At 38.8% G+C, this 21,133-nt stretch carries 21 protein-coding genes, 1 tRNA gene and 1 other RNA gene; 11 read left to right on the top strand and 12 right to left on the bottom strand.

Annotation, left to right across the window (positions count from 1 at the left end; translation table 11 throughout):
* Positions 1–3: 3 nt before the first annotated feature.
* Positions 4–1,086, top strand: coding sequence for a dTDP-glucose 4,6-dehydratase (gene rfbB, locus I4641_RS03500; protein WP_229639076.1), 1,083 nt, complete (start codon positions 4–6; stop codon positions 1,084–1,086).
* Between the two features lie 11 nt (positions 1,087–1,097).
* Here rfbB and I4641_RS03495 read toward each other — a convergent pair whose 3' ends face one another.
* Positions 1,098–1,958 (bottom strand): M48 family metallopeptidase, encoded by an 861-nt coding sequence (locus tag I4641_RS03495; RefSeq protein WP_229639075.1) that lies wholly within the window; start codon positions 1,956–1,958, stop codon positions 1,098–1,100.
* Between the two features lie 28 nt (positions 1,959–1,986).
* On the bottom strand, positions 1,987–2,451 hold the full coding sequence (locus tag I4641_RS03490; protein WP_229639074.1) for a VOC family protein: 465 nt from the start codon (positions 2,449–2,451) through the stop codon (positions 1,987–1,989).
* A 98-nt stretch (positions 2,452–2,549) separates the two neighbouring features.
* Between I4641_RS03490 and cax the strand changes: the two genes are divergently transcribed.
* Complete coding sequence (cax, locus tag I4641_RS03485; protein WP_229639073.1) at positions 2,550–3,638, top strand: calcium/proton exchanger; 1,089 nt, start codon at positions 2,550–2,552, stop codon at positions 3,636–3,638.
* Positions 3,639–3,718: 80 nt separating this feature from the next.
* On the opposite strand, the gene I4641_RS03480 is transcribed toward cax, so the two are convergent.
* Positions 3,719–4,303, bottom strand: coding sequence for a nitroreductase family protein (locus I4641_RS03480; RefSeq protein ID WP_229639072.1), 585 nt, complete (start codon positions 4,301–4,303; stop codon positions 3,719–3,721).
* A 414-nt stretch (positions 4,304–4,717) separates the two neighbouring features.
* On the opposite strand from I4641_RS03480, the gene I4641_RS03475 reads away from it, so the two are divergent.
* The 3 genes from I4641_RS03475 to purB all read left to right on the top strand — a co-directional run bounded on the left by I4641_RS03475 (position 4,718) and on the right by purB (position 6,893).
* Positions 4,718–5,365 carry a response regulator transcription factor gene (locus I4641_RS03475; RefSeq protein WP_229639071.1) on the top strand — a complete coding sequence of 216 codons (648 nt, stop codon included), beginning with the start codon at positions 4,718–4,720 and terminating at the stop codon, positions 5,363–5,365.
* Between the two features lie 81 nt (positions 5,366–5,446).
* Positions 5,447–5,519, top strand: a tRNA-Thr gene (locus I4641_RS03470).
* Positions 5,520–5,597: 78 nt separating this feature from the next.
* Positions 5,598–6,893, top strand: a complete 1,296-nt coding sequence (gene purB / locus I4641_RS03465) for an adenylosuccinate lyase (RefSeq protein ID WP_369426713.1) — start codon at positions 5,598–5,600, stop codon at positions 6,891–6,893.
* Between the two features lie 64 nt (positions 6,894–6,957).
* Here the strand turns inward: purB and I4641_RS03460 are convergent, their stop codons facing one another.
* Positions 6,958–7,740, bottom strand: a complete 783-nt coding sequence (locus tag I4641_RS03460; protein WP_229639069.1) for an HAD-IIB family hydrolase — start codon at positions 7,738–7,740, stop codon at positions 6,958–6,960.
* A gap of 10 nt (positions 7,741–7,750) precedes the next feature.
* Positions 7,751–8,443, bottom strand: a complete 693-nt coding sequence (gene lipB, locus I4641_RS03455; protein ID WP_263858111.1) for a lipoyl(octanoyl) transferase LipB — start codon at positions 8,441–8,443, stop codon at positions 7,751–7,753.
* Between the two features lie 523 nt (positions 8,444–8,966).
* Here lipB and hpf point away from each other — a divergent pair.
* Positions 8,967–9,575, top strand: coding sequence for a ribosome hibernation-promoting factor, HPF/YfiA family (gene hpf, locus I4641_RS03450; RefSeq protein ID WP_229639067.1), 609 nt, complete (start codon positions 8,967–8,969; stop codon positions 9,573–9,575).
* Between the two features lie 92 nt (positions 9,576–9,667).
* On the opposite strand, the gene I4641_RS03445 is transcribed toward hpf, so the two are convergent.
* Positions 9,668–10,213 carry a COP23 domain-containing protein gene (locus I4641_RS03445; RefSeq protein ID WP_229639066.1) on the bottom strand — a complete coding sequence of 182 codons (546 nt, stop codon included), beginning with the start codon at positions 10,211–10,213 and terminating at the stop codon, positions 9,668–9,670.
* A 404-nt stretch (positions 10,214–10,617) separates the two neighbouring features.
* On the opposite strand from I4641_RS03445, the gene I4641_RS03440 reads away from it, so the two are divergent.
* Positions 10,618–11,463: a COP23 domain-containing protein gene (locus tag I4641_RS03440; protein ID WP_229639065.1), complete on the top strand. Its 846-nt coding sequence runs from the start codon at positions 10,618–10,620 to the stop codon at positions 11,461–11,463.
* 162 nt (positions 11,464–11,625) lie between these two features.
* Here I4641_RS03440 and I4641_RS24095 read toward each other — a convergent pair whose 3' ends face one another.
* The 3 genes from I4641_RS24095 to I4641_RS03430 form a co-directional block, all read right to left on the bottom strand.
* On the bottom strand, positions 11,626–11,793 hold the full coding sequence (locus I4641_RS24095) for a tetratricopeptide repeat protein (RefSeq protein ID WP_369426712.1): 168 nt from the start codon (positions 11,791–11,793) through the stop codon (positions 11,626–11,628).
* Positions 11,794–11,933: 140 nt separating this feature from the next.
* An RNA gene (ffs, locus tag I4641_RS03435) (signal recognition particle sRNA small type) lies at positions 11,934–12,030 on the bottom strand.
* A gap of 97 nt (positions 12,031–12,127) precedes the next feature.
* On the bottom strand, positions 12,128–13,468 hold the full coding sequence (locus tag I4641_RS03430; RefSeq protein ID WP_229639064.1) for a histidine phosphatase family protein: 1,341 nt from the start codon (positions 13,466–13,468) through the stop codon (positions 12,128–12,130).
* A gap of 261 nt (positions 13,469–13,729) precedes the next feature.
* On the opposite strand from I4641_RS03430, the gene I4641_RS03425 reads away from it, so the two are divergent.
* The 3 genes from I4641_RS03425 (at position 13,730) to I4641_RS03415 (ending at position 16,681) form a co-directional block, all read left to right on the top strand.
* A complete protein-coding gene (locus I4641_RS03425) occupies positions 13,730–14,206 on the top strand; it encodes a sterol desaturase family protein (protein WP_229639063.1) in 477 nt (158 codons plus the stop codon).
* A 37-nt stretch (positions 14,207–14,243) separates the two neighbouring features.
* On the top strand, positions 14,244–15,803 hold the full coding sequence (locus I4641_RS03420; protein WP_229639062.1) for a type II CAAX endopeptidase family protein: 1,560 nt from the start codon (positions 14,244–14,246) through the stop codon (positions 15,801–15,803).
* Positions 15,804–15,901: 98 nt separating this feature from the next.
* Positions 15,902–16,681, top strand: coding sequence for a DUF928 domain-containing protein (locus tag I4641_RS03415; protein ID WP_229639061.1), 780 nt, complete (start codon positions 15,902–15,904; stop codon positions 16,679–16,681).
* Positions 16,682–16,709: 28 nt separating this feature from the next.
* Here I4641_RS03415 and I4641_RS03410 read toward each other — a convergent pair whose 3' ends face one another.
* From I4641_RS03410 to I4641_RS03400, 3 genes are all read right to left on the bottom strand, one after another.
* Complete coding sequence (locus I4641_RS03410) at positions 16,710–18,029, bottom strand: alkaline phosphatase PhoX (RefSeq protein WP_229639060.1); 1,320 nt, start codon at positions 18,027–18,029, stop codon at positions 16,710–16,712.
* Between the two features lie 65 nt (positions 18,030–18,094).
* Positions 18,095–18,757, bottom strand: coding sequence for a class I SAM-dependent methyltransferase (locus I4641_RS03405; RefSeq protein ID WP_229639059.1), 663 nt, complete (start codon positions 18,755–18,757; stop codon positions 18,095–18,097).
* A 51-nt stretch (positions 18,758–18,808) separates the two neighbouring features.
* A complete protein-coding gene (locus I4641_RS03400) occupies positions 18,809–20,278 on the bottom strand; it encodes a serine/threonine protein kinase (protein ID WP_229639058.1) in 1,470 nt (489 codons plus the stop codon).
* A 253-nt stretch (positions 20,279–20,531) separates the two neighbouring features.
* On the opposite strand from I4641_RS03400, the gene I4641_RS03395 reads away from it, so the two are divergent.
* Entirely contained in the window at positions 20,532–21,110 is a 579-nt protein-coding gene (locus I4641_RS03395) for a DUF4126 domain-containing protein (protein ID WP_229639057.1), read from the top strand.
* The last annotated feature ends 23 nt before the right edge of the window (positions 21,111–21,133 follow it).

Below are 21,133 nucleotides of genomic sequence, written 5' to 3'. Positions count from 1 at the left end.
TTTATGACACAAGATAATAAGAGAAAAGACCGCAGTATCTTAATTACAGGAGGCGCGGGATTTATAGGCTCAAACTTCGTCCATCATTGGTGCAATACTTATAAAAGCGATCGCCTCACGGTATTAGATGCCCTTACCTATGCAGGAAATAAAGCTAATTTAGCTAGTTTGGAGAACAATAAAAATCTCAAATTTGTCCAAGGGGATATATGCGATCGCACTTTAGTCGATAACCTATTAGAATCGGAAGATATCGATACGGTGGCTCACTTCGCAGCCGAATCCCATGTAGACAGGTCGATTATTGAGCCTGGAGCATTTATTCAAACCAATGTAGTGGGGACTTTTACCCTACTAGAAGCCTTTCGCCAACGGTGGAATAATCGATCGCAACCCCAAAGCGATCGCTTTCTTCATGTCTCCACAGACGAAGTATATGGCAGTTTAGAAGTAGACGACCCAGCTTTTACTGAAACTACGCCCTACACTCCTAACAGTCCTTATTCCGCATCTAAAGCAGGAAGCGACCACCTGGCGCGGGCATACTTCCATACCTATGGAATGCCAACTATGATTACCAACTGCTCGAATAATTATGGTCCTTATCACTTCCCAGAAAAGTTGATTCCTTTAATGTGTATCAACATATTGCTAGGAAAACCTCTACCAGTATATGGCGACGGACAAAATATTAGAGACTGGCTTTATGTAGAAGATCACTGTCGCGCATTGGATGTAGTAATTAATAAGGGTCAACCAGGAGAGACTTATAACGTCGGCGGTAATAACGAAGTTAAGAATATCGACCTCGTAGAGCAATTATGCCAACTCATGGACGAACTTGCACCAAATCTACCCGTAAGTCCATCCAAAGAATTAATTACCTTCGTCAAAGACCGTGCGGGACACGATCGCCGTTATGCGATCAATGCCAGTAAAATTAAAAACGAACTAGGCTGGACTCCCCAAGAAACTGTAGAAGGAGGCTTGCGTCGTACAGTGCAATGGTATCTCGCTAATAGTGATTGGTGGAAACCATTGCTGAGTCAAGAATATAAAAACTACTACGCCAAAGTTTATAGTTAAAACTGCAATAATTACCAATTACTCCAACCAAGTTTTTTGCCTTCTTTTGACTGCTGCTTGTCCATGATAGATTGATATTCAGCAGAAGTTGCCCATCGAGCTATTTCTCTGGCTCTAATGACGGGTACGGGATGGGATAATTGAGCAGTTTGAGCTGCTTGTAACATCTCCCCCAGGCTATCTTTGCCTATAGAGTCATATGCTTGGGCTTGCTCGATAAAAGCATCTAGGTTTAATAGAGGTGCAAGGGTGGGAGATCCTCCCGCTAACTTCATTAGAACAGACATTACAACTTTGGGGTCTTGACTGGCTAAAAGAGCAGCGCGATCGCAACTAAACTCAGCACAACGAACCCATTGCAGCATTCTATCTTGTAATGATTGAGCTAGTACCGTTCCCCAAGCTGGTAATAAATTTGCTGCTAATACCAAAACATTCGCCATAGTCAGGTATACCCCGTGTTCGCATTTGAGATGACCTAATTCGTGGGCAATTACTGCTTGAATTTCTTCGGGGGTAAGCATTTCAATTAAAGAAGTGTGCAGCACCACAAAAGGTCTTTCTCCCCGCATGGCAAAAGTATAGGCATTGGGGGTAGGGTTTTGCTGTACGTATAGTTGGGGTGGCTCTAAATCGAGGATTTGGGCTGCTTCAATTAATAGTTTGTAGAGATGGGGTAGTTGCTTTTCGCTGACTAAAACACTTGAAGCAATATTGTTCAGATAAAAAAACTGTTCTGCTACCGAACCCAACAGACTACGGATCGCAATATCTATTCCTGGTAATTGCTTGAGGGCGTTGGTTGCTTCTAAATCTAAGGGATGGCGAAAGCGGTCAGCTTGCAAGCCAATTAAAGTTTTTTTAGTAGTCATAAGAGGAGATTAAAAATATTTAGTTTATTTATTCGTCTAAAGGATCGCAGCGTATTTCTATCATAAAACCATCTGGATCGTAAAAATAAAAACCTCTACCCGTAGGACGAGTTACCACATCTGAAGCGATCGCAATTTTTAGCTGTTTGATAATTTCTACTGCATGGTCAAATAATTTGGGATCTATATCAAAAGCAAGATGATTGGCGCGGGTAAATTGCTTTTCGGGATTGGAATCTGGAGGAAATAAATCTGGTTCGGCAAACAAATCGATAATTATGCCGTCGGGAGTTCTGAAATTAGTTACTTTTCCCGCTGCTTTAAGCTTAATTAGAGTTGAAGGCACTTCATCCCCTTCAAGCTCGTGTAAACCCAATATATTGCCATAAAAATGTCGCGATGCTGCCATATTCTGCACGTTAAAAGCAATATGATGTACTTGTCTTAAGCTGCCAACAGCAATACCTAGAGATTCTACTTTTTGTTTTGCCATGGTTTTTCCCTTATTCTAAGATATCTCTTTCAATCATTGGCAGAAGTGAGAAGTGTTATTAAAGTTAAAGAACTGGCTTCAATCAAAATAAAATTAATATGTTAAACAAAGATACATTTTTCTTGGTTTTGTTAGTGTTTATTCCCGTTTCCATTGCAGCACATTTTTTGGCATGGGGAGAAACGATCGTATTTGTCACTGCTGCCTTGGGTATTGTTCCTCTGGCATCATATATGGGTACTGCTACAGAAGAAATCGCCGTGGTAACAGGACCTAATATCGGCGGGTTGCTCAATGCTACTTTTGGTAATGCTACAGAACTAATTCTAGCTTTTATCGCTTTGCGAGCTGGTTTAGTTGGAGTAGTCAAAGCGACTATTACGGGTTCAATTGTGAGTAACCTCTTGTTGGTGATGGGCTTTTCCATGCTGTTGGGAGGTTTAAAGTTCAAAGAGCAAAAATTTCAACCTACCGTTGCTCGCCTCAATGCTTCTTCGATGAATTTAGCGGTAATTGCCCTATTAATACCAACCGCAGTGGAATATACTTCTACAGGTATCGAAGAAAGCACCTTACAAAATTTGTCCGTAGCCGTAGCAGCAATTTTAATTTTGGTATATATCCTCACCTTGTTGTTTTCGATGAAAACTCACGCCTATCTCTGTGATGTGGGAGAAGCGGAATTTGAAGAGGGCGAAGAAAAACGTGAAGTAAATCTAACTTTTTGGATCTTTATTCTTCTGGCTGTTACTTTGGCAGTGGCAGTAGAATCGGAACTATTAGTAGATTCTTTAGAAGTGGCGACTTCCGATCTTGGTTTGAGTCCATTGTTTACGGGGGTTATTTTATTGCCAATCATTGGTAATGCTGCCGAACATGCAACTGCCGTAACTGTTGCCATGAAAGATAAGATGGATCTATCTGTATCTGTAGCAGTAGGTTCGAGTATGCAGATTGCTCTGTTTGTTGCCCCCGTGTTGGTAATTGCAGGTTGGGCGATCGGTCAGCCAATGGATCTTAACTTTAATCCTTTTGAATTGGTGGCAGTGATGGTGGCAGTATTAATTGCTAATTCAATTAGTTCTGATGGTGAATCTAACTGGTTGGAAGGAAGTTTATTACTTGCTACTTATGCAGTACTGGCGATCGCTTTCTTCTTCCATCCTGTTGTGGAAGGAATGATTTAAAAGATTTGATTTTTTGAGTAATTAATTATTACTAATTATTAATTATTAATTACTCACTGATGCTACACATTTATCACTTATCAGTCAATCCATTCCACTTTATCTTGAATGCGATCGCGACGACTTTTTGTGGTGGGATTATCGCTATAACCCAAGTATAGATATCCAAGGCATTTATCTTTTTCACCCAAACCGAGAAAGGTTTTTAATTCATCCGTGTAAGTAACTCCACCCGAACCCCAGAAGCTACAAATTTCGTAAGCAGCTGCGGTTAAAGCCATATTTTGTACGCTACAAGCAACAGCTTCTATTTCTTCTATTTCTGGTATTTTCTCGGATCTTTGTCGTTCCAGACAAATAACAATTACATGAGAAGACTTGAGTATATTTGTCTTCATTCTGTTGTATTTTTCTGGTTTAAACTCTGCTTCATCTGTCAATTTTTGATATAAATTGGCTTGAAATTCTGCCAGTTTTTCTAAACCAGAACTAGTAAAAACTTTGTATTGCCAAGGCTGAGTCAAACCATGATTGGGAGCCCAATTAGCATTCTCCAATATCTGCCAAATAACCTGATCGTCGATCTTATTACCATTGAAAAGCCTGGGTTTGGTAGAACGACGAGAGTGTATTAAGTGATTCAAGCGATCGATAAAAGTAACCATGTTTGAATGAGACAACTAATTTTTTATGGATTAAAGTTATTAAAAGTAATTTAAGTCGAGTATTTTTACTCTCAGCGATCGAATATTTACTTAAGTCATTTACTTAAGTATTGAATGTAGTTTAGTTGACTGATTACTAATAATATTTTGAATTCAGAATATTTAAACTATAAAACAAAGTAATTATCATAGCTGTTCAACAGAAAAAGGGTGTCGAAAAATAATATAGAGGTTAAATTATATATTATGTAATTCTACAGTTGTGTCCGATCTTGACGAACTCCAGATCGAATAATGGAATTAACATATTCTTAAAATTATCAACCAACGATCCCTATAACACTTAAATATAAATAGGGATACCTAACTAAACTAAATTCCTACCTATCGCTAAAGACTTAAACATTAATACCTATGAAAGACACTTCCACTAAAGATAATAAAAAACTACTACTTATAGACGACGATCCAAATTTAATTTTATTAGTTAAAGATTATCTAGAATTTAGGGGATACAATGTAGACACGGCAGAAAATGGTAGAGAAGCCCTAGAACTACTAGATGGTGGTATTCCTGACATGATCATATGTGATGTAATGATGCCAGAAATGGACGGTTATTCCTTGGTAAAACACATCCGCGAAGAACCTACAACTAACAGAATTCCTGTATTGTTTCTATCCGCTAAAGGTCAAAGTCAAGATCGAGTCAGAGGCTTAAACGAAGGTGCAGATGTCTATATGAGCAAGCCTTTTGAGCCAGAAGAACTAGTTGCTCAAGTAGAATCTTCACTAAACCAAATTAAGCGTTGGGAACAAGGACGTCCTAAAGGTTTAGACGGCGCGCCCACTATTCATGTTCCCCATAATGTGGAATTAACTCCGACTGAGTTGAAAGTTGTTCAGTTGGTAGCTAAAGGTATGGCTAATCGCGAAATTGCCAAACAACTAAATGTCAGTCAACGTACTATTGAAAGTCATGTGTCTAATATGTTGAACAAAACCAGTCTTAATAATCGTACTGAGTTAGCACGTTGGGCGATGGAAAGCAGTATGGCGTAGGTATTTGAGGGGAAAATCAGGACACTTCCCCCCAAAAAACTTGCTCAAATGCAAAATAGTCTGTTATGATTATTTTCTAGTGCTGGCGTAGCTCAGTTGGTAGAGCAGCTGATTTGTAATCAGCCGGTCGCAGGTTCAAGTCCTGTTGCCAGCTTAAAAGTAAACAGAAAATGAGTGTAAGAATATGCAACTGTGGTTGTACAATTGACAGTTGTATCCTGCTACACAGATTGTGATTGAACGTTATACCCTGCCCGAAATGGGCGAAATTTGGACTGATAATTATAAACTTAAAACATGGCTACAGGTAGAGATAGCAGTATGCGAAGCTCAAGCAGAACTGGGATATACTCCTCAAGAAGCCGTTGATGAAATAAAAGCTAAAGCTAACTTCGATCCTCAAAGAGTGTTAGAAATTGAAGCGGAAGTTCGTCATGACGTGATTGCTTTTCTCACAAACGTCAACGAATACGTGGGTGATGCGGGTAGATATATTCACTTGGGGTTAACTAGTTCTGATGTCTTGGATACTGGTCTTGCTTTACAAATGGTTGTTAGTCTCAACCTCATCCTCGAACGTTTGGAAGAATTAATTCAAGCAATTCGCTATCAGGCTCAACAGCATCGTAATACCATTATGGTAGGTCGATCTCACGGAATTCACGCCGAACCGATCACCTTTGGCTTTAAGTTGGCTGGTTGGTTAGCAGAAGTGTTGCGTAACCGCGATCGCCTTGTAAGATTGCGTAAGGAAATTGCCGTAGGCAAAATCTCTGGTGCGGTTGGTACTTATGCTAATGTAGATCCTCAAATAGAAGCGATCGCCTGTCAAAAACTCGGATTAGAACCAGATTGTGCTTCGACTCAAGTAATTTCTCGAGATCGCCATGCAGACTACGTACAGCAGTTAGCTTTGTTAACCGCATCTATCGAACGTTTTGCGGTGGAGATTCGTAATTTACAGCGTACTGATGTTTTGGAAGTTGAAGAATTCTTTTCTAAAAAACAAAAGGGTTCTTCTGCAATGCCTCACAAGCGCAATCCTATTCGTTCGGAACGATTGACAGGAATGGCGAGAATTGTGCGGGGAAATGCCGTAGCAGCCCTAGAAAACGTCGCATTATGGCACGAACGAGATATATCTCATAGTTCTGTCGAACGAGTGATTTTGCCCGACAGCTGTATTCTGACTCACTTTATGTTGAAAGAAATCACTGGCTTAGTGAAAAACTTGCTGGTATATCCTGAAAACATGAAGCGCAATATGAATGTTTATGGTGGAGTCATCTTTAGTCAGCGAGTATTATTAACCCTGGTGGAAAAAGGTATGAACCGCGAAGAAGCATATAGGGTAGTGCAAGGATGCGCTATGACTGCTTGGAACAAAACTGATGGAGATTTCCGCCAACTTGTTTCTGAAGACGAGACGGTTACTCAAACTTTGTCCGCAGCAGAAATTGATGCTTGTTTCGATCCCAACCATCATCTAAAAAACCTAGATGAAATTTATCAGCGTTTGGGTATTTAATCTGGCTTGGGGTGAATTGTAATGTATTGGGAGTAATAAAGTAATAAAGTCTCCCAGTCTTCTTCTAGGAATTGATAATCAACTCAGCCAATTCTCTAAACCCTTCTCCTTCAAACTTACTAGTCATGTAAGCAGGTAGATACTGCAAGTGATCGCGATAGCGCACAATATTAGCTACTCCTATAGATAGGGAAAATTTTTCGGGGTTAAACAAAGACTCGTCATTGGGACTATCTCCAATGGTTAATATTTGTTCTGGTTTTAAGTCGGGAAAATGCTGTGAGATAACTTGATCCAACGCCAGTCCTTTATCTTGATGTATGGGTTTGATATGACACTGGATCGTACTGTAGGTGAAACCATAACCTTCCCCGTTACAAATAGCCTCAATGTGTTCTAATTCAGTTAGACTCAAACCTGCAACTTCAAAAGTCCAATCTGTGAGACGAAAAACATTGTCTGGAGATTCTTCTAACTGGGGAAATTTGCTTTTGAGTATTCGATACACTCGATTTAATTGCAGACGATGTTCTTGAAAATCTAGATCGCTCATGAATCTCGGTTTTAGATCGTCCTGCCAGTAGAGTAGACCACCGTTTTCGGCGATCGCACCTACTATGGGTAAATAAGTTGCGATCGCTTGAACCCATCCCGCCGATCTTCCTGTTGTAATTAAAACCTTAACCCCCGCAGTAGCTAGTCGATCTAAAGTATCAAATAACTCCGAGTCAAACTGTTCTACTTTAGTTAACGTTCCATCCATATCCGAAGCAATTAACTTAATATTAGTCCAATCATAATTATTAATTGGTTTTAATCGCCCTTTAGTAATAATTTCTGGCTTCATTGATGACTCCTTATTCCTCACGGGAAGCGGTATCTGCAATTGATCTTCCTCGTTTCTCAACTAAGTTTACTTGAAATACTTGCTCAAAAGCTTGGGCTACATCTTGGCGAACTCCCTCGACTGTAATATCGGGAATAAACTCGGCTAAACTTCCTACTGGTTTATCAGCAATACCGCAAGGAATTATCTGTTTAAAACCATCAAGATCGGGACATACATTTAAAGCAAAACCGTGCATCGTAATCCAACGTTTTACTTTAATACCAATAGCAGCTACTTTTTTTTCTTCTAACCATACTCCTGTCAAATTAGGTATGCGATAAGCAGTTAAATTGTAGTTAGCCAAAGTTTGAATGATTACTTCTTCTAATTGTCTGAGATACCAATGTAAGTCTTGTTGATAGTAACGGAGATTAATAATTGGATAACCCACTAACTGATGGGGACAATGATAGGTAACTTCTCCTCCTCTTTCAATACGGTGAATTTCAAACTCACTATTTTGCGGATCGAACTTTAAATAATCCAAAGTCGAACCAGTTCCCAAAGTATAAACAGGTGGATGTTCTAATAAAATTAAAACATCATCGAGATCGGAATTGTTTATTCTTTCCGTTACTAGCGATCGCTGATACGATCGTGCTGCTCTATATTTCACCAAATTATAATTTTCTAGGATACAAGTTCTTTTTTTTTCTATCATATTGCTAGTCTTTTTAAATAAATGTTAACCAATGTAACAGAACATAAAAACAATTGGAAATTTTGATGTTTTCCACGATACAAAGTGTTAGTCTATATAAATATAAAGCTATTGAGAAAACAACGTTAACGTTCTTGAAGAAGATTGTAAAAAACAAAACAAATTACGAACTGTCTCAAGTAGAAATGTCTAAATTCAAGTTGATTTTTGATATATGCAAGCCAATTTTATCCAGCTAGTTTAATTACTTATTCATCCTATTCATATAGGTGTCAGGTGTTTCGATGCAACTATAGAATCATCTAAAACTCTTTACTATTGAGTATAGTATGGTTTTATAATACTAGAAAATATTGAATTAGCAAGATATTAGTAGAACTAGAAAAAATTACTTTTTTAGGACTAATAATCAACCAAAAATTGCTTATATAAATCAGAGGATTTGTGTATCTTACTACAAGAAATGCGATCGCGTTGTCTTCATTTTTCTTAGCTTTTAACTGTATAGTATGGAGTAGCAAGTATGAAGCTTTTGATCCAAGGAAATAACATTGCAGTAACAGAATCAATTCACGATTACGTCGAACAGAAATTAGAAAAGGCGGTCAAACATTTTCAAAATATAACTAGTAAAGTAGATGTACATCTTTCTGTAGCTCGCAATTCTAGGATCGAAAAAAAACATAAGGCTGAAGTTACAGTATTTGCTAATGGTACGGTGATTCGAGCTCAAGAAGGTAGTGATAATCTGTACGCCAGCATTGACATGGTTGCAGATAAAATTGCTCGTCAACTACGCAGATATAAAGAAAAACATTTAGCCAAAAAATCTCATACTCATATACGCCAAGATGAAATAGCTGAAAATAACGTTGTTGAAACAGAAAACTTAAGTAGCGATCGCCCTCCTGAATTACCTACCGAAGTCGTCCGAAGTAAATACTTTGCTATGCCACCTATGACTACGGAAGAAGCTTTGTCACAACTACAATTAGTAGATCATGATTTCTATATGTTCCAAAACAGCGATACAAAAGAAATTAATGTGATTTATAGTCGCAATCATGGTGGTTATGGAGTCATTCAACCCCGCGAAGATAGTAATGCTCGTAATGGTGATTACTCTCACTAACTAAACCATAACCATAAATAGCAAATAAGAAATGAGGTAAGGAAAACTAGTATTAACTGTTAAGCTTCCTTACTTCATTCGTAATAATTTAGTTAATCAAAACCGAGTAACTGCCAAAAATTAACCTGGTAACTAGTAGATTGAACTCCTCGATCGTTTGATTTTGCTGGAGTAGCTTGTAAGGCTGGATCGAGAATGGAATTTAAAGCATTGTTAGCCGTAACTCTTGGATCGTCAGAAGGATTGAGAGTAAATAGAGGTAGTTTACACGGATCGCTTTCTCCTGCGACGCAAACAACAGGAAAATCAGGTGAATCTAGATCCTCGCCATAAACAGTTGAGGCTTTAAAAGTCAAAGAAGATAAATCATTTCCTTCTGCCATATAATTATTCAGTTTTTGGGTGACCGAATCACATAATTCTTGGGAATTAGCAGAGGTACTTTCTCGATCTAAGTTCCAGTGAAATATTGCTCGATCTACGCCATTATTACTTTTAGCAACAGTCTTGGGCATACCTTCATTTGATTGACAGTAAAAAACTGGCTTAGATGCTGTTGCAGATTCACCACCCATCAAGATCGTGCCAATAGCAATTGCCGTAGAAGCTGATAATGATAATAAATACTGACTTTTCATTTAAAGTGATTTGATTTTAAAAACTATACACATATATACGAATGTATATTTAAAATTATACAGTTAAAAACATCTTAGATCGGGGAAACTACTGATCAACTTGAAATCTTTATATTTTTATGGATGGGGTATTGATATTTAGATTATCTGTATTGATAGCAAAGCGATCGCCAACAAAGTTTTGTTGTTTTATATAGCTTCGAGAATAATCATGGGGTTTCTCAGAAACATTTGCACCTGTTTCTCGTCAAAACTACTGAAGTGCAAACTAGTCGTGAAACAATTTTAAAGATCGACCTATCCTAAAGGAGACTCCCTCGGTTAACTACATAGCTTCACTACTAATTTTGTGCTACTGGTATTTTCAATTACTCATCTTTGTAAAACTTCAGGAACTCATAACAGTGTCATCTCTATCTATGAAATCTTTAAACAACTATTTAAAATCTTTAGCTTCTTTTGCCAGTTTATCTGGCTTGGCAATAGCTACTACTGGCAATGCTGGTAGTGTCAATGCTCTACCGCTAGATAGTTTGAACCTTAATACTATTCAGCAACTAAGACAAGTCATTACTCAAAGCAATCAACCACCAGAAGTAATCATCAATTCCCCTAGTCGTCCTGGATCTGTACCTCCTCCTCCATCGAGTACCGCTCAAAATAGAGACACTAGATTTAGTTGTCAGTTGGTTAATGGAGAATATACAGTAATGTATTCTCCTGAAAGTCAACCAGAGCGTTCTTACCCCTGGGCAATTCCCAGTGAATTAGGAGGGGGTTGGACTCCTCAAAAACGTTGTGATGCTATTACCGAGCGTTTTGAAGAATACCGTGGAGAGGGATTGTTAGAGCTAGCTACGGGAACAGAAAATGGTTATGATACTATTTGCGTTACTACCAATTTAGATCCTTCTGATTGTAAGCTAATTTTGACCGTTCCCCCAGGACAAGACCCACAATTAACTCGCGATCTAATTTTTGATAATTTATTAGTTGCTGATGATGGTCAACAAACTCAAGGGGTATATACTTTTGGAGATAATCAATCGGGGGGAGATATCTTAGGTGAAGTAGGGCAAGTGTTGAGTGGTTCTGGTAATAAGAAAAAAGGTAAAACTTCTCCCAGAAATATCAATCTTAGACCTTTTCTCGACCCTGCTGATGGTGGTACGGGACAACAGCTAAATCCGAGTAATTCTGCCGTTCCCAAGCCCAATAACACCGATCGCAAGCCAGCTTTGTTTAGATAACAATTGTGGCTATTAGTAACTAGCTCTATTTTCAAGATAAACTTACTAGTTGTTCGATAAGATAGAGCTACTTGAAAAGTCTTAAAATTAAGATTCCCTTAGGAGCGGAACTTAAAACAAAAATGGCTCTTCAGTATCCATTATGCTTAACTAAGAGTTAAATTACTCAGAGTGTTCCAAAGAATTAAAGATCCAAAAATTAAACCAGCCCACCATAAATTTCAGCAAACTATTTCTTGAGGTTTGGTAAACGTTAGCTTTGGTGTAATCTGCGATCGCTGTGTCGTATTGTTCTAGATCGTTGTAAGCATTACCACGATTGTTATATATTCAAGGGTGTTTCGGCTTGATTTTTGCAGCTTCAGTATAGGGAAAAATAGCTTCTTGATATTTTGTGGTATGTCCTAAAGCATCTCCTAATTCTTTATACAGTAAGAAATCTTGAGAATTAAGCTCTAAAATTGAAAAGAGATGATTCGGATATCACGCCTGTGTTAAGCATCCCGTATTGCTGCTACCGTCAGGTCCTGACAAGATTTGGGCGTTAATACCGCATGAGTCCGAATCACTAACTAGAATAACATATTTCTCTGTAATTTACTTACCTGTAACTTTGAATATTGAATTCATCGACGCTCTACCTCATCAGTCAACACTAATTATTTTACAAAGCTCCTGCTGCGGTTTTATCGATAATACTTCCACCGCCCAAATGGGTAGTAATATTAATTGCTTGTAACACGGGTTTGTCCGATGCACCATTGGGATAGTCAATCACGCTAACCGCACAATTGCCTTGTTTGATATTCCAAAAATTATCTGGTTTTAATCCTAATAGATAGCAAAGAATAACTTTGTTAATCGCATCGTGAGCTACCACAAGTCCCGTTAAAGAACTATCATTATTGCTGTGGTCTTCTGCTATCTTATTCCAGGCTGCAACACCTCGATCCCATACCTGTTGGAGATTTTCTCCTTCGGGCATTTGGACGGTTTCGGGCTTATCTTTCCACTGTTGGAGTAATTCGGGATAATCAGCCTGTATTTCTGCTTCCAGCATTCCTTCCCACAAACCGTGACAAATTTCGATCAATTCAGGGGTAGTGGATAAAGCAACGTCGGGGTGGTGTTGCAAGATAATTTCAGCAGTTTCTTTCGGACGTAGCATCGAACTAGAGATTGCAAAATCAATGGGGATATCCTGAAGAAAAGTACCCGCTTTGCGTCCTTGCGATCGCCCGTTTTCATTGAGAGGAATATCTTTAATACCTTGGAAACGAGATTCCTTATTCCAGTTGGTTTCCCCGTGGCGTACCATAATGAGACGAGGACCAGAATGGCATGGACGAGTAGGAGGGATGGGAATACCCAGATGAGAAGTTTGATTGAGAGATTCTAGCTGGACAGGTTCGCCAAATTCCCCAGTAAAGTTGAGAATACTGATGCAGCAGTTGGACTGTTGAATAGAGTGATAGCGATCGCTACTCATGGCAATGGCACTCATAATCAAACAGCGATTAATGCCATTGTGAGCCACGATTAAAATAGTTTGACCTGAATGTTTGGCGATAGTGTCTTGCCAAAAATTTTGCGCTTGCTCATATAAAGCAGGGACGGGGTAATGTTCTGTACCGTCAGCCAAAGTCATTTTAAATGACTGGGGGTTTTCTTTCCACTGACGATATGCAGCAGCAAATTTATTCGCTACTTCATCTTTTTTGAGCTTTTGCCACAGGGGTAAATCAATTTCCATCAATTGCTCTGTAGACTGCAATGGGGGAGGATTATCTAACAGAGCGTGAATTGTTTGGGCTGTCTGTTTGGCTCGTTGTAGGGGACTACAATAAAAGGCATCAATTGAAAGGCTGCTCAAGGCTTGACCCACTTGTTGCGCGTCGGCTATTCCTTGATCGGTTAAAACAGATTCATCACAACGACCTTGAATTATCTTTTGTGCATTGTAGGTACTTTGTCCATGCCGAACGATAATTACGCGAGTAGTCAACCTTCTAATCCCCTAAACTGAATTGATATTTACCGACCTTATTGTATCTACAAATAGGCTAATCGTTTCTATTTAAGTTGGGATCGCAATAGAAGGAATTTAAAAAACAATGTGTTAGCCTAATTAGCGACGATTCAACAGAAATATGAATTGGTGATTTTTGTTATTGTGACAAAGCGAGATCGCTGTATTTAGTTTTTTTGATGACTGAAGAATTAGTCACAAGTATCCAAATCAAATTAATTTAAGGATTAACTAAAAATGCAATCACTAGCCTATTTCATATTTGCTTTTATCTTCGGTAGCTTTCTTGAATATTGGGTTCACCGTTTGATGCACGTATCTCCTTGGTTTGGTAGCAAAATTACGGCTCACTACGGTCATCATCGCAGCAATACAACTAAAGGATTTTGGGGAGATTTTTTAGATTTTAGTTTGGTGGCTTTATTAGTGTTACCTGCTTTCTTTATTTCTATCTCTATTGGAATTATTGTTTTTTCGGGTACGCTTTCTTTTGCAGCTTTTGCTTCTTACGCTCATCAAATACAACATTACACTCCTGGTAAATGCTTTTGGATGAATATGCCCATTCACTATGTCCACCATCAACATAACCAATGGGATAGTAATTTTGGTTTGGCAATTGATTGGTGGGATCGTCTGTTTGGTACTTATCAGCCCGTAGTATCAGATGGAACGTGGATTGATAACTCTTCAGGGAAAAGGGATAATGCTTAGTGGTTATAAAAACAAATAATTATAAAATTTCATCCTAATGACTCTCAAACGGGCTATTCTAGCTGTACTTACTATATTTGCGATCGCCAGAATTGGCTTCTCCCTCAACAATAGTTTTTCTCAACCTCAAATTCAGAGTCGTTTGGAACTATATCAAACTAATTTAGTTCTCCACGTAGCCGAATTTAAGTCCAACCCCCAAGATGAATTCGACCTCAACAGTGCAGTAAGTTCTTTAGTTGGAGAAGATCCTTACTCTGCTGCTAGCAAACAATATCAAAAAGTTCGTACCGAAATTAAATCTAACCGCGATAATTTTGTTTCCCAGTTAGAGAAATTAGATAGTCCTCAAGGAAACGATAGTGAGGTTTTAGAAAAAAGTAGGGAAAACCCTGGCCAAAGAACACAGCTAGTCCAACAAATTGCCGAATTAGAACAATTTATCGATGAATTAGATTTAAAAAGAGGTATTTTAGCTGCGGTTCAGGGTCAATCCCAAGAAGCTATCGGAATTTGGAATAGTGAAATCGATCGCATTGGTAATCCACAAAATTCTTATGCCCAAACAGCAACTATTCTCAAACAGTTGTGGCAAGAGCGCGCCCAAGAATTAATTGCAGAAGCAAGATCTATAATTAACAGGAATTTAGATAGCTGGTTTCGTTATCAAGCTTTAGCACAACTAGAACGGGTTAATAGTGCGATCAACGATCTGACTTTACTCCAAGAACAAGAAATTCAAACTGCAACTAATTCTGTAATTAAACTAGCTTTTATTAGTGCTTTTCCTGTCTTTGGCGGTATTTTCGGAACTATTTTATTAATCTTTTTAACCCTTCAAGGTTTGCTCAAAAAAGACCAATCAATTATCGCGACTAATAGTAATAGTAATTGGTCAACCCCCTGGGATTGGGAAATAACTTGGCAAGTTTTAATTGTCGGTTTTTTCTTTATTGCTCAAATAGCCCTACCTCTTTTATTAGGTATATTTAACATCAACCCCGTTAATTCTTCCCTGAGAATTAAAGCTTTATATGTTCTGGGGACTTATCTGGCGATGGCAATTGGAGGAATTTCCGTCCTCTATTTATCAATTAAATCTTTTCTACCTTTCCCCCAAGACTGGTTTAAATTCAAACTATGGGATAACTGGATCGTCTGGGGTTTCGGGGGATATTTAGTAGCCCTACCTGCCGTTCTAATCGTATCTCTAATCAATCAACAAATATGGCACGGACAAGGAGGTAGCAATCCCTTATTATTCTTAGCTTTGCAATCACAAGATACAGTAGCCTTAATTATATTCTTTGTGACATCTTCTATTGCTGCGCCAATATTTGAAGAAATAATGTTTCGCGGTTTCCTTTTACCTTCTCTGACTCGCTATGTATCCACCACTGCGGCAATTTTAATCAGTGCTTTTATTTTTGCTATCGCTCATTTGAGTTTATCTGAAGTATTGCCATTAGCTACTTTGGGGATAGTATTGGGTGTAGTTTATACGCGATCGCGCAATCTTCTCGCTCCTATTTTACTTCACAGTCTTTGGAATAGTGGAACTTTGATTAGTTTATTTGTTTTGGGTAGTGGAGTTTAAAAAAAATATAGTATAGTATATGTAAGCTAAATTACCCTCAGTCTAAAGTTATAAATACAGTATGCAAAACGGCTGTATTGGAGGCAAATTGCACAGAAATGGGAAGTACAATCGCTTTAATTATTGGTTTTTTACTGTTTTTCACTAATTCTACTTTGGCGCAGTCGATAAAATCCCAAGAAACATCTAGTTCTACTGTATCCAAAAAAGATCCTCAAGATGAGCCACCCAAAGAAGAACAAGAAGAAGAGCGAGAACCCCTAGATTTTTCCGATACAGGTCGACCAGGTCAACAAACCGCAGGAGAAAGCCGTGGTAATTGTAGCAATATAGATCGACCAATGAAAGCATTAATACCCGTTTCCCATTCTGGCAAAACCGTCTCAGCACATCCTAGTTTTTGGGTATATCTTCCCTACACATCCGAGGAAGTAAGTCATGTAGAATTTATTCTGCAAAATGAAGCTAGAGAAGATATTTGGCGATCGCCTTTTGCACTAGATCGGGATATAGGATATAAGAGCTTTTCCATTCCAGAAACCGCGACACCTCTAGAAGTCGGTCAATGGTATCGTTGGTATATTAAAGTGTATTGCGACACTCAGACTGCCTCTAGCCAATACGTTCAAGGATGGGTCAATCGAGTACCTCTAACTTCGGGATTATATTTAGAACTGCAACAAAAATCCCAAACAGAGCATCAAACCTATGGTAATTATGGAATTTGGTATGATGCAATCGACCGACTGCTGAGAGAATATAAAAGTCAACCCAGCAACCTAGTATTAGAAGGAGATTGGCAAAATTTAATCGAAGCCAAAGGAGTCGAATTAAAAAACTTACCCCAAGTAGGATCGAGTTATAAAGTAGTGAAATAATCTTCTTTTTTACTTACTTTTTACTTAATCAATATCCCCATACGGCTAAAGTCATCCCTGGATTATAGATATTAACAAACATAGTTTTTTCGTCGGGAGAAAAGCAAATTCCTGCAAACTCGCTATTATTCAAAGCATTACGCGCCAGTTGATAATATTTACCTTTGGGAGTCACTCCAATCAAGAATTGTTCGTCTTTGCCATCTTCACAGACAACTAAATCGCCAAAGGGAGCTAAAGTTAAATTATCAGGATAGTCGAGGACATCATAACCAGGAGATTCAACGAACAACTCCACAGTATTTCGCTCCAAGTTATAACGAAAAATTTGTCCTACCTGGGCTGCGCCACCATTAGTAGCAGTCCAATATAATTCTCCATTGGCGTAACACATTCCTTCTCCTCTTCTAAAGATCGCTGCCCCTTTACTTTGGGCTTCATAGCGGAGGGTATCGTGTTCTGGATCGACATCTTCTAACTGCACCCAAGTAACTTTGAAAGACTTACCAATAGGGAAATCAACACCCGTATCTATTTTAGGAGCATCTTGGATGACTAAAGCTTCTAATTTCCCCCCCCCGCGCAAATCTCCCGCTTTATTAGGAATAAAACGATAAATACAGCTATTTAATTGGTCTTCAGTTTGATAAATATAACCCGTTTTGGGGTCTGTGGCGATCGCCTCGTGGCGAAATCTACCCATAGCAACTAAAGGAATTGGTTCGGCTAATCCTGCTAATGATGCGGGTACTTCAAAGTTATAACCGTGTTTTTGGGTAATCTTACCCCATACGGGATCGACTTGTTCTTTGGTATATCCTGGTGGTGGATAGGGGGTAGAAACTTCTTCTTCGCAACTAATCCACGAACCCCAAGGGGTAGTACCTCCGGCACAGTTACGATTTGTTCCAGCTAAAGAAAGATGGTGTTTGATTAAATTGCGATCGCTATCTACAATCAAAGTAGTCGTTCCTCCAGAACAAGAGCGATCGTATTGAGGGATATTTTCCGCTAAATTATTTATAGCCTGTAAAGGATGAATCTCATGATTTCTGACTAAAATCGTCTGTCCCTTTTTTCCTCCAAATGCAGCCATTCCATCGTGTTGATTTGGCACAATGTAGCCATCATCCATCTTTTCTCCCACCCGAGAAATAACCTTATATTTAAAACCTGCTGGCAGATCTAAAATACCTTGAGGATCGGGGATAAGTTCGCCAATGCGATCAGCAAAAGACGGTTTTCCTGCAACCAAATTAGTATACAAATTCTTGAGAGGTGCAGCCAAAATTACTCCACCAACCCCAACACCAGCCAACGAGAAAAATTTTCGTCTAGATAAAGGCACAACTCAATCCTCTGACAACATCCGTAAATATAACAAATGACAAATGACAAATAACAAATAACTAATTACTTTTTCATGGCTAAAGTCAAACCATCAGCAATAGCAAGCATACTGACATCAACTCTTTCATCTTGATACACTTTCTGATTAAATTCCCGAATGGCGATCGTTCTTTTGTCAGTATCATTGGGATCGGCGACACTACCAAACCATAAAACATTATCGATCGCAATAATTCCCCCTTGACGCAACAGGGTTAGAGAGCGTTCGTAATAGTTTTCATAATTTCTTTTGTCAGCATCAATAAAGGCGAAATCAAAGCTACCAGATTCTCCTTCAGCAATTAAACTATCTAGAGTATCTAAAGCTGGTGCGAGGCGAAAATCAATTTTATGCTCGACTTCTGCTTCTTGCCAATAGCGACGAGCGATGTTTGTCGCATCAGGATCGCGATCGCAAGCTACAACCACTCCATCTTCGGGTAATGCCAAGGCTACCACTAAAGAACTATAGCCTGTAAATACGCCAATATCGAGGGTTTTCTTTGCTCCTAATAATTTAACCAGCAATGCCATAAACTGTCCCTGATCGGGAGATATTTGCATGATACTGGCAGGATGGCGATCTGTTTCTTGTCGTAATTTGGTCAATATTTCGGCTTCTCTTAACGAAACTGATAACAAGTATTCATATAACTTAGGATCTAAACCCAGACTATTTTTACCCATGATCGATAATATTTTCAACTTACAGCTTATAGCTTACAGCCTATAGCTTTTCTAATGATGAACCGAAAAACTTTCATCGGCAGGAATATTTTGTTCCATACGACTAAGGGCATTCTTAGCTTTGTTCGTCCAATAGTCTTGACGTTGATAGATGCGTAAAAATTCTTCTAAGTGTTTTTTGGCTTTGGGATAGTCATCCAAAACATAGGCAGACATGCCCCCATGATATAAGGCCATGTAGTTTTCTGACCAATAACGCAAGACTAAATCCATAATAGGCCCAGCAGAGCGATCGTCGCCAGCATCGGCTACAGGATGACCGATATTAAACACTACTTCGGCAGCGTATACTTGTTGGCGTGTTGGTAATTCTTGAATGATTTTATCGGCTAAATCTATTCTTCCTGCTAGGGCATAACAGCTAGCTGCATAACCCACTCCCGTCTGAGTTTTGGGGTAACTGGTATTACGCATTGCTGTAACAACTTCTACCGCATTGCAACGAGATTTGATACTTTTAAACCACTGTTGTTCTGGGGTTAGATTACTTTTAACTGGTTTGGTAGGAGTTTTTGTAACTGTAACTTGTTTAGTCACAGTAGTTTTGCTTGGGGGTTTTAAAGCGATCGCGATACTAATTATCGTCAAAATCGCTGCTGTAATTGAGGTTAAGGCGATCGCAATATTATTATGGTTAACTTGCTTATCTGGTATTTTAAAAGCACTTATGCCTGTAATATCGATCGCTTTTAATCCAGCCAAAGCATCTTTAGCATTAGCAAAACGATCTTTTAGGTTTGGTGCAACCATTTTCTTTAACCAGTCGATAAAATCAGGATTAATACCCGATAGCAAATGAGCGAATTGAAATTGATAGTTGTCGTCGATTAAATTACTCAGTTTAGATGGGGGAGTTTTGGTGATTAAAGCGATCGCCGTTGCTCCAACGCTATATAAATCAGAGGCTTTAGTTAGAGGACGATTAAATAATTCTTCGGGTGGCATAAACCCAGGAGTACCAGCAATGACGCTACTCATCGCCATATCTTGATTGTGGATTCTAGCCAAACCAAAATCGATTAAATAAGCATTATCTTCTTCATCTACCAATATATTTTCTGGTTTAATATCCCGATGAATAATTGGCGGAAGACGCTGTTGCAAGTCTACGAGTATTTCTAAAATCGAAACAGTGATTTGTTGAATTTCTTGGGGAGTAAAACTACTTCTGGTAGCTAAAGAAGGGGCATCTTTATATTCTTGCACCATACAAAAACCGTCCTCCGTTTCAAAAGAATCGAAATATTGAGGAATGCGGGGATGATTTATTTCTTGGAGAATTTCAATTTCTCTTTGATAGGTCTTAAAACCCTGCCAACTAGCATTTTCCTGCACAAATCTAAATTGTTTGATTACTACCTTTTGCTTGCTATCTATAGATTCTGCTAAATAGCTAATTCTTCCCCCTTCTCGATTGCGCCCTAATTCACGAATAATTTGATAATTTTCGATCCGATCCATTTTTTATACTGAAATTCTGACATCTTTATTAGCAGTATTCCCTGTAGTCGATCTAGACCATTCAGCATTTAGTTAAGCTAATGAAAAAGTATTAACGGCGTTGGTGATTTGATGTATAACGTACAAAGTGCTTCTGTTTGTAGCTATTAGCCTTTAGCTATTAGCTATTAGCTTTATAAAAATATGTATCAAGCAAATAAATTTTATTTTCATACTTTGATTCACCAACGCCGTATTAACTATTCAAAAAACTATGGAAATTCTGATCGCTCTTTGTTTGGGTGTCACTCTCAGTGCAGCTTGTGGCTTCCGCGTCTTTTTACCCCCTTTAGTCATGAGTATCGGGGCGATGTACGGACATATCCCCCTCTCGTCGGGATTTGAATGGTTGGGGACTAGAGAAGCTGCGATCGCTTTAGCTATTGCCACCTTATTAGAAATTGGGGCTTATTATGTTCCTTTTCTCGATAACCTATTAGATACAGTGCAGATTCCCATTGCAGTAGGTATTGGTACGATGATTACTGCTGCAACGATGGGACATACCGATCCCGTCTTGCAATGGACGTTAGCTGCGATCGCTGGTGGCGGTACGGCTGGTTTGATGGGTAGCTTGGCGGGATTAGTGAGACTTGCTTCTACAGGGGTTACGGGAGGGCTGGGTAATTTTATTGTTGCCACCCTTGAGTTAGTCGGTTCGATTTCTCTTTCAGTTTTGGGTATTACTTTTCCTCTTTGGACTGCTGCGATCGTCCTCAGCTTTATTATTATAGGGGCGATCGTCGTTATTTCTAATCCTCCAGCTTGGATCAAGAAAAGACAGTTAGATTAAATTTAGACTATAGTTAACTTAGC

The sequence above is a fragment of the Waterburya agarophytonicola KI4 genome (assembly GCF_020640915.1).
GTDB classification, from domain to species: domain Bacteria; phylum Cyanobacteriota; class Cyanobacteriia; order Cyanobacteriales; family Xenococcaceae; genus Waterburya; species Waterburya agarophytonicola.
This window is presented reverse-complemented; position numbering and strand designations above follow the sequence as displayed.